Here is an 8,967-nt window from a genome sequence, read left to right as displayed (position 1 = left end):
CCTATCCCCTGTGTGCCTTGGCAGTCTCAGTCCTCGGCTTGGCTAATGCTGGAGTCCTGTAGTAGCCATAGTTAGTCACAAACAAGCAGTAATGGGAGCATTTTGCTCCCTAATTTCCTGGTGTGATAGCCAAGGTTAATTACCCCTTAACTGTGGGTAAATACAATTAAAATTAACCCTTTACCAACCTTACTTAACTCAAGTTGGCGATCGCCTAAACATTCACCGCATCTTCCTGTAGCCTTAATTGCTCAATTAACCCTATTGACTCCCCATGGCTTGTACAGCAGGGGTGAGGCCATAACTCGTAACTATAGCCAGCTTTTTCTGGGTTAAATGTATCTGTTACACTGGAAGAGGGGGAAAGTAATTAACCCCCCGGTAAAGATAACGTATACCTTGTCTGTAATCACGGCAAGGGATTCAAGGGAGGGATTCATGCAGGCAGGTTGGCGGATAGGAACGATATTTGGTATTCCACTGTATATCGACTCCTCATGGTTTGTCATCGTCGTGTTGGTGACATTACTCAATAGTCAGGAATATTTGCAATGGGGAGAACTATTATCCTGGGGCGCAGGTTTAGCAGTCGCGCTGCTGCTGTTTGCTTCTGTTCTCCTCCACGAGTTAGGACACAGCTTGATTGCCAAATCCCAAGGCATTCAGGTCAATTCCATCACCCTATTTTTGTTTGGAGGTATTGCCTCCATTGAGAAAGAATCAAAAACACCCGGTCAGGCTTTCCAAGTAGCGATCGCCGGTCCCCTAGTCAGTTTAGCCCTATTTTTTCTACTAACCGCATTAGCCCAAAGTTTACCAGAACCCAACCTGGTGCGAGAAATTGCCCAACGGATTGGGGAAATTAACCTAGTCCTAGCCATATTTAATTTAATACCCGGTTTACCCCTAGACGGTGGACAGGTACTAAAAGCCACAGTTTGGCAGATTACCGGAAGTCGGTTTGCTGGAGTACGTTGGGCCGCCAGAAGCGGACAATTTCTGGGTTGGGGGGCAATTTTCCTAGGTCTATTTGCCCTATTCGCAGGCAATAACTATAGCGGTTTGTGGATTGCCTTAATTGGTTTGTTCGTCATCCGTAACGCTAGTTCCTACTCGCGAATGAGCGATTTGCAGGAAGTCTTGCTCAAAATTCAAGCTAGTGATGTGATGACCCGTGAATTTAGAGTCATTGATGCCGAGATGACCCTGCGACAATTTGCCGATGATTATTTGATTTGTCCCTCCTCCATTCCAGTATTTTTTGCCGCCTCGTCCGGTCGCTATCGGGGGTTAGTGTCTGTGGACAAGTTGCGAATGGTCGAACGTAGTCAATGGGAAACGCAGACCTTGCATGATATTGTCACACCTCTAGATCAGTTAATTGCAGTCCCAGAAAAAGCCCTACTGGTGGAAGTAATTAACCAAATGGAATCCCAAGGACTTCCTAGAATCACAGTTTTATCCCCAGCCGGAGCCGTCTCAGGCATAATAGATCGTGGGGATGTCGTTAGGGCCGTGGCTAAATCTCTCAGAGTTCCTATTCCCGAAGCTAATATTAAACGGATCAAAGAAGATGGTAGTTATCCCCCTGGACTTCCCCTAGATGCGATCGCTAAAACCGCCGCCTCCTACACCGAGAATTGAGGCGCAAATTTGGCGATCTGATCCCATTCAGCCTCCGTTAAGGGTTGGGTGTCTAATTGAATCCCAAAGCTATCCGTAGCCGCCATAATTAAAGCATCTATGACAGTTTGTAATTCCATAGATAGCAATGGTGGGGATGCCATAGCAGTCCCAAATACTTGGGATTGTAGACCCGGGTCAGGAGTTAAACGCATAGACCCATGTTGAAGCACCGCCCGACCCCGACACAGTTGAGCGCTACCAATCAGTTTATAACCATTGTCTAGGACTAAATCCGCTCCGGTTGCTGTCCCAAAACAGTCAGGATGATGAATATAGCCCCGTCCCGCAGAACCATAATCGAGATGAAATCCTAGACTTCGCCATCCCCTCACTAAAAACTCGCTAATGTATTGGTAAATTTGCGATCGCGATCCAGACAACCCCGAAGTCACCACCGCATAAGTCAGATCCCCTTGATGCAGTACCCCCCGTCCTCCACTAGGGCGGCGCACCAATTCAATAGGCTGATTCTGCCATTGCAAATCATGCCAAAATTCCGGCCAGCGCCGTTGATGATAACCCAGAGAAATGGCTACAGGTTGCCAAGTATAAAACCGCAATGTCGAGGGATGACAACCTTGATCATGTTGTGATAGCAACCAGCTATCTATCGCCATTTGCAGCCGCCCCGAAGCCTCAGTCAGAGGGATTAAACGCCAGACAGAACTATCAGTAGACATAACTACATATACCTATACCCCCTTTCACAGATTGATGCTGTGCCCATCTCAGAGTTACCCATAAGGTAGGGAGCATGATTTAATCTCAAATTAGGTTAATATTTTAGGGCAATATGGTATAAGAAGCGAGAAGAGTTGAGGATAAACCTATTGCCAGATATGTCAAACCCAAGGAAGCGGCCCAAATCCTTGGAGTCCATGAAAGAATACTCCGCAGATGGGACGAAAATGGCTCAATCGAGACCATCAGAACCCCCGCTGGGCAACGACGATACAACGTTGAGTCATATACTGCTGCCAAATCAGGCAGTGACAAACGCCAAGTCGTTATCTATGCCAGAGTTAGTAGCCGCGCCCAGCAGTCCGACCTCAACCGACAGGTGGCCGCATTGTCCAACCTCTACCCCGAAGCAGAAGTCGTCTCAGAAATCCGAGGCGGGCTCAACTTCAAGCGAAAGAAAATGCTGGCCTGACTGGGACAAGTCTTGTCAGGAGATGTCCGCATGGTTGTCGTTGCCCACAAAGACTGATTGGCAATATGGGGATTTGACTTGTTTCGATGGCTCTGTGAGCAAAACAGGTGCTCACTCATGGTTCTCAACGAGACAAGTCTCAGTCCAGAACCAGAAATGGTTGAGGACATCCTCACTATCCTCCACTGCTTCAGTTCCCGATTATACGGACGGAGTAAATACAAAACTCAGGTCAAAGAAGATCCGGATTTACCCCAGCCCGGAGCTAAATCAAGTCTGGCGTAAATGGCTGGCCGCTTGTCGGTATTGCTACAACCAAGCAATTGCATTATCCCGGAGTGGTAAACGACTAAGCAAGTTAAAGTTACGCAATAAAGTGATGCAGAGCGACTTGCCTGCATGGGTCAAAGAAACACCCTGCCACATTCGGCAAAATGCCATCTTTGATGCCTATCAGGCTTTGATCGCCAGTCCTGATGCCAGGTTTAGAAGTTGTCGTGACAGCTCTCAAGGGATTAAGTTCAATAATACTAATTTCTCTTCAGGGAGTTGGTATCCAAGGCTCACGAAAGGATTAACTTTCATGGTTTCCGAAGCTATCCCTAAAACTTGCGGGCAAGGGACTCAGTTGGTGTTTACCAAAGGTCGATGGTTGGCGATTTTCCCTGAACCAGTTGCCGTTACCCCAACTGACGCTACTGGCGTGATTGCATTAGACCCGGGTGTGCGAACTTTCATAACCGGGTTTGATGGTTCACGATTTCTGGAATTGGGCTCCGGGGATATTGGACGCATTACTAGGCTATGTCAACATTTGGATGATTTAATGAGCCGAATCGCCAAGGAACCCTGTCGTTCAAGGAGGCGACGGATGAGGCAAGCGGCTCAACGAATGAGAACCAAAATCCGCAATCTAGTTGATGAAGCCCACAAACAAATTGCTCACTACTTGACTCACAACTACAGCCTAATTTTTTTGCCCACCTTCGAGACTTCCGATATGGTTGCCAAGGTGAAGCGTCTAATCAGGTCTAAGACTGCCCGCGCCATGCTGACATGGGCGCATTATCGATTCAAACTAACCCTGAGACATCAAGCCGAGATAACTGGAACCACAGTTGTAGATGTGACGGAAGAATACACCAGCAAAACCTGTACTCACTGTGGTCATGTGCATTCCCAGCTAGGTGGCTCAAAAGTGTTCCGATGTCCGGAGTGTGGGTTCACTCTACCCAGGGACTGGAACGGTGCTTTTGGAATCTTTCTAAAAGCTTTGCGGGATACCGCCTCTGTTACCTTAACGGGTAATAGTGCTATCGTCGCATTGTCCGGCAATAGCCGGATAAATGTCGCGTAAATGTATCAGTTCCCCTAGAATTGATGGGGTAGGATCTGCAAAAAACCCCCATTAACTTCGCGCTAGGGGGATGTTGCAGAAACCCCAATCGTCAGTCATTTGGGCATCCCGGTCCATGTCAAGTAACAGGAATGCCAAATTCCTCTATCAGGATATCGTCATTATCATCGGCGATCGTCGCGACAATAGTAATAGCTCGCGATATTTCCCCCGGCGTAATGCCAGCTAAAGTGCGGGTAGTCAGAACTACCACCTGATTATTAGTGATGGCAAAATGGGATTCAAACGTCGAAAGCCAATTCATTTCCAGCAGCCTCTTCATCAGCTGATCCTCATTTTTGACTGGGAATTGCAGAATAGGAGACCACACCGTTAGCGTATCATCTTCCGTTTCTCCCGTCAGTTGTACAAACACTATTACACTGCCATACTGAAACTTCCAGAGATGACCCGCGTCACTCTGACCAACCATCGCTTTCTGGTCTTGGGCTAAACCCGCAATCACCGTTTCAATTTCTTCCCTGTAGCCAATACTAGAGCGATCGCTAATACTGATGTCGTCAGTCATATCTTCAGGCATAGTGTCCAGGTTAGTCTGATTTGTCGATGTCATAGCAAATCTGTTTATTAAGTGTTCTTGAGCCTATATTTACTCTATTTAACAGTATCACCTGCTAGAGTGTGCTTCTTGTGAGCGATCCAGTATTTACTCACAAAGTGCTGTTCCGTGCTAATTCCTTCAAATCCTACCTGAGAGAGGCGATCGCTCAAATCATCCGTAATATAATTGCGATAATAAGGCTCATGGAACATCACCGCAAAATTTTCCATCATCTCCTTCAACTCAGGACAATCAATAGCCTGAATCGAATCACAAATAACAAATACCCCTCCCGGTTGCAGTACCCGATAAGCCTCCTCAATCACCTTCTGACGCGCGAGTGGTGGCAGTTCGTGAAACAAAAACACAGAAGTAATACCATGGAAATAGTTATCCTGATACGGTAAAGCCTCAGCATTAGCTTGGATTAATTGAGGTAGTTCCCCCGGAATTCGCGATAACAATTGATTAGCCTTGCGTAAATAAGCCCCCGACAAATCCACCCCATATAAACTAGCCTTGGGAAAAGTAGCTCCCATAAACTTCAAAGTTCGACCCGTCCCACAAGCCACATCTAGCACCCGTAATTCCCTAGCCGAAACCCCCTCAAAACCCTGTAAACCACCTTTCAGAGGCGCTAATACCCGCCGCCTCATCGCATCTGCACCCCCATTAAACAGGATATCAACTGCTCTATAAAACTTAAACAAAACCGGACATAGCCGGATATTGATGTTTATTTCTGGCTTCGTCCGGGACTGTCGGCAGCACCCCGTCCACAAGTGTAATCGTCTGAACCAGGCGATTTTTCTAAATTTCTACTGGCGTTCAAATCTCTATCAATCTTCAGCCCACAGTTCTGACATTCAAAAGTCCGACGGACTAGGGGCATTTGTTGACGATGGCCACAGTTAGAACAAAGTTGACTGGATGGATAAAATCTATCGGCAATAATCAACTTTGAACCATAACGTTCTGCCTTGTAACCTAGTTGACGACGGAACTCATAAAATGAAGCATCAGCGATAGAACCCGCCAAACAATGATTTTTCAGCATACCTGACACATTCAAATCTTCAATGACTACTTGGCTGTGGTTTTTAGCCAAAAAAGTAGTGATTTTATGAATCGTGTCACGGCGAATATTAGCGACTCTTTGATGTAGCTTTTGAACTTTTAAGAGACATTTGGCCCAATTTTTTGAGCCTTTGACTTTGCGACTTAAATGGCGTTGTAATCTGGCTAGTTTTTGGGTCGCTGCTTTATAAGCCTTGGGATTAGAGAATTGGGTCCCATCGGAGCAAGTCGCCAAATTGTTAATTCCTAGGTCTACCCCGATTCTCTCTCGGAATTTCGGTGTAATTTCTGGCGTGATTTCTACGAAAAAGCTAATATACCAGTCACCTGCTTGGCGCGCTATAGTGACTTTCTTAACTAGACTGGGTGGTTGTGCCTCAAATGTAGAAACCCAGCCCACAAAAGGCAGCTTATGGCGAGTTCCTGACAACTTGAATGGCTTTCCGGAATTGTCAAGCGTAAAACTATCATGGTGGCCTTTCTTCTTAAATTTAGGATAACTGCTTATTCCCTTGAAGAAGCGCTTAAAGGCATCCCCTAGATTAATGAAGGCATATTGATAAACTTTAGAAGACAATTCAGACATCCAAGGATATTGAGGTTTCACATAATTCGTAAAAACCTTTTTAATGGAGTTGATATTAGGCTTGAGTCCCTCTTCATAAGCTGACCTCCATAAGTGTAATCCCCAATTGAACACAAATCGAGCATACCCCGCGTGTTTGGCCATCAAGGTAGCTTGACGGTCATTGAGTTTTAGTTTTGTCCGGAAAGCTTTGTAAGGCATGATTGGATTTTACCATGAAGAATCCGACTTGATGAGTATGTCGTCAAGGAAATTTGGCATGGTCTGGGGTTTGACCGTATACTCATTATTGAGTTGCGAATCTTTTGGGGTATTGTACCTTATTGTCCTAAGATATTAAGCAAATCTTGGATTAAATTCTTGCTCCCAGATCATACAAATTAGCCGACCAATCACTCAAATAGCCATCAGTCTGATGATGGAAATTCTGGAGGTAGTAACCAGGATAGCCCTCCGTATCAATTTCCCGCGCAAATTCCTGATATCGCTTCTGATTAGCACGTTCTTGCATTTGCAGCATATCCCACCATAACAGCGGATAGTAGCGCAATATATCTTCTATCGGCGTATCAAACAAAATCGAGGCGGGATAAACCCCCCTTTCCGCCTCCTCCCAATCCCTTTGATATATTTTCTCCAAAGAGTCCCGAATTTTGTTAATCACCTCTGGTTTCAGAGGTTGAGGTCTACGCTCTGGGGTCGGTGGTGCTACCATCTCCAGCACTTGATTGCTCAAAGTTTTATGAGCCAAACTTAAAACGCTCTTGCTGTACTGAAACGCCTGATAAGTTAATTGAGTTAAGGGATCTGACATGACCAGTGAAAAATCTCTAAATGTTAAGAATTGTAATTGATTTTAACAATTTTATCGAATCGGGGGGGTTAAACAAAAAATCACCCCCAGAGGGGGGTGACTGGCTAAGTCTCAGAATAGAAGTTCTGAAGATTAGCAATCGTAGTAGAGAGAAAACTCAAACGGGTGAGGACGTAACCGCATGGGGTTAACCTCATTATCGAGTTTGTAGGAAATCCAGTTAGTAACAAAGTCTTCCGTAAACACCCCACAATCCGTCAGGAAGGCATGATCATTTTCCAGAGCTTCCAGAGCCAATTCCAAAGAACCAGGAGTTGAGGGAATCTTGCGGAGTTCTTCAGGAGTCAGATCATAGATATCCACATCCAGCGGTTCGCCGGGGTCAATTTCGTTCTTAATGCCATCAATACCCGCACAGAGCATAGCCGCAAAAGCGAGGTAGGGGTTAGCCGTAGCATCAGGACAGCGGAACTCAAAACGCTTGGCTTTGGGGCTATCACCAGCCAGAGGAATCCGAACCGAAGCCGAGCGGTTTCCTTGGGAATAAGCCAAGTTCACCGGAGCTTCAAAACCAGGAACCAGACGCTTATAGGAGTTAGTGGTTGGGTTAGTCAGAGCCAACAAAGCCGGCGCGTGTTTGAGAATACCACCGATATAGTGTAAAGCCATTTGGCTCAATCCAGCATAGCCATCTCCTGCAAACAAAGGCTGACCACCTTTCCAGAGTGACTGGTGAGTGTGCATACCAGAACCGTTATCGTTAAAAACTGGTTTAGGCATGAACGTGACAGTTTTGCCATACTTTTTAGCAACGTTCTTGATGACATATTTGTAAACCATCAAGTTATCAGCAGCTTCTACCAGGGTTCCGAACTTAATACCCAGTTCATTTTGTCCGCCTGTGGCTACTTCGTGGTGATGCTTTTCAATGGGAACCCCACACTGAGCCATCGTTAGCAGCATCTCAGTCCGCAAGTCTTGCATAGTATCTGTGGGGGACACAGGGAAGTAACCCTCTTTATAACGGGGTTTATAGCCTAAGTTACCTCCTGGTTCTTCCCGACCAGAATTCCAACGGCCCTCAATGGAGTCTAAAAAGTAGTAACCAGAGTGTTGATTTTGGTCAAAGCGGACATCATCAAACACAAAAAACTCAGCTTCTGGACCGAAAAAGGCTGTATCGGCAATACCTGTTTCCTTCAAATAGTCAATCGCCTTTTGAGCAATCACCCTCGGACAGCGACTATACCATTCCCCCGTCCGAGGCTCTTTGATGCTACAAATCACGCTCAGGGTCGGTTCCGCCATGAAGGGGTCAAACCAGGCTGTTGTCGGGTCTAGCACCATCATCATATCGGACTCGTTGATGGCTTTCCAACCCCGAATACTGGAACCGTCAAAAGCCACCCCATCGGTGAAGGAAGTTTCATCAATCTGATCGTAGTATACGGTCAAATGCTGCCAGGTTCCTGGCATATCGATAAATTTCAGGTCGATAACTTTAATATCTTGGTCTTGAATCATACTCAAGACTTCTTGGGCCGTCGTGGGCATATATCTCTCCTTAGAATTTCCACTATTTGAGGAGCTTACCAGATTTTCTGACGAAGCACATCTGGTTGATCATAGTGACTTCAATTGATTAAGTTTTGTATTGAGTGCTACACTATGACGCAACCTGGATCAAAATAAT

General features: G+C 45.9%; 8 protein-coding genes and 1 pseudogene. 3 read left to right on the top strand and 6 right to left on the bottom strand.

Annotated features, from left to right (window positions below; all coding sequences use genetic code 11):
• The first annotated feature begins 438 nt into the window (after nt 1–438).
• The gene (locus XZ46_RS09280) at nt 439–1,644 is read left to right on the top strand and encodes a site-2 protease family protein (RefSeq protein ID WP_006626272.1); all 1,206 of its coding nucleotides are present in this window, start codon (nt 439–441) and stop codon (nt 1,642–1,644) included.
• Here the strand turns inward: XZ46_RS09280 and XZ46_RS09275 are convergent.
• The gene (locus tag XZ46_RS09275; protein WP_006626273.1) at nt 1,629–2,366 is read right to left on the bottom strand and encodes a lipoate--protein ligase family protein; all 738 of its coding nucleotides are present in this window, start codon (nt 2,364–2,366) and stop codon (nt 1,629–1,631) included. The genes XZ46_RS09280 and XZ46_RS09275 overlap by 16 nt on opposite strands.
• Before the next feature lie 149 nt (nt 2,367–2,515).
• On the opposite strand from XZ46_RS09275, the pseudogene XZ46_RS28865 reads away from it, so the two are divergent.
• Both XZ46_RS28865 and XZ46_RS09270 read left to right on the top strand, forming a co-directional pair.
• Nucleotides 2,516–3,124: pseudogene (locus XZ46_RS28865) on the top strand (IS607 family transposase).
• On the top strand, nt 3,081–4,196 hold the full coding sequence (locus tag XZ46_RS09270) for an RNA-guided endonuclease InsQ/TnpB family protein (protein WP_228116571.1): 1,116 nt from the start codon (nt 3,081–3,083) through the stop codon (nt 4,194–4,196). The pseudogene XZ46_RS28865 and the gene XZ46_RS09270 overlap by 44 nt, the downstream one beginning before the upstream one ends.
• Nucleotides 4,197–4,314: 118 nt before the next feature.
• Here XZ46_RS09270 and XZ46_RS09265 read toward each other — a convergent pair whose 3' ends face one another.
• The 5 genes from XZ46_RS09265 to glnA all read right to left on the bottom strand — a co-directional run bounded on the left by XZ46_RS09265 (nt 4,315) and on the right by glnA (nt 8,828).
• Nucleotides 4,315–4,809: a YbjN domain-containing protein gene (locus tag XZ46_RS09265; protein ID WP_006626275.1), complete on the bottom strand. Its 495-nt coding sequence runs from the start codon at nt 4,807–4,809 to the stop codon at nt 4,315–4,317.
• 41 nt (nt 4,810–4,850) lie between these two features.
• Nucleotides 4,851–5,507 (bottom strand): methyltransferase domain-containing protein, encoded by a 657-nt coding sequence (locus tag XZ46_RS09260; protein ID WP_008049936.1) that lies wholly within the window; start codon nt 5,505–5,507, stop codon nt 4,851–4,853.
• A gap of 26 nt (nt 5,508–5,533) precedes the next feature.
• The gene (locus XZ46_RS09255; RefSeq protein WP_008049935.1) at nt 5,534–6,661 is read right to left on the bottom strand and encodes an RNA-guided endonuclease InsQ/TnpB family protein; all 1,128 of its coding nucleotides are present in this window, start codon (nt 6,659–6,661) and stop codon (nt 5,534–5,536) included.
• A gap of 151 nt (nt 6,662–6,812) precedes the next feature.
• Nucleotides 6,813–7,274 (bottom strand): hypothetical protein, encoded by a 462-nt coding sequence (locus XZ46_RS09250; protein ID WP_006626278.1) that lies wholly within the window; start codon nt 7,272–7,274, stop codon nt 6,813–6,815.
• 132 nt (nt 7,275–7,406) lie between these two features.
• Entirely contained in the window at nt 7,407–8,828 is a 1,422-nt protein-coding gene (gene glnA, locus XZ46_RS09245; protein ID WP_008049933.1) for a type I glutamate--ammonia ligase, read from the bottom strand.
• Nucleotides 8,829–8,967: the final 139 nt, after the last annotated feature.

It is taken from the genome of Limnospira indica PCC 8005 (genome assembly GCF_000973065.1).
In the GTDB taxonomy this organism is placed as follows: Bacteria; Cyanobacteriota; Cyanobacteriia; order Cyanobacteriales; family Microcoleaceae; genus Limnospira; species Limnospira fusiformis.
The sequence above is the reverse complement of the archived record's forward strand: the minus strand, read 5'-3'. Positions and strand labels throughout refer to the sequence as shown.

Bases quoted from the DNA above. Each gene is read 5' to 3' on its own strand.
- XZ46_RS09280 (WP_006626272.1), top strand. From the start codon at position 439: ATGCAGGCAGGTTGGCGGATAGGAACGATATTTGGTATTCCACTGTAT.
- XZ46_RS09275 (WP_006626273.1), bottom strand. From the start codon at position 2,366: ATGTCTACTGATAGTTCTGTCTGGCGTTTAATCCCTCTGACTGAGGCT.
- XZ46_RS09265 (WP_006626275.1), bottom strand. From the start codon at position 4,809: ATGACATCGACAAATCAGACTAACCTGGACACTATGCCTGAAGATATG.
- XZ46_RS09255 (WP_008049935.1), bottom strand. From the start codon at position 6,661: ATGCCTTACAAAGCTTTCCGGACAAAACTAAAACTCAATGACCGTCAA.
- XZ46_RS09250 (WP_006626278.1), bottom strand. From the start codon at position 7,274: ATGTCAGATCCCTTAACTCAATTAACTTATCAGGCGTTTCAGTACAGC.
- glnA (WP_008049933.1), bottom strand. From the start codon at position 8,828: ATGCCCACGACGGCCCAAGAAGTCTTGAGTATGATTCAAGACCAAGAT.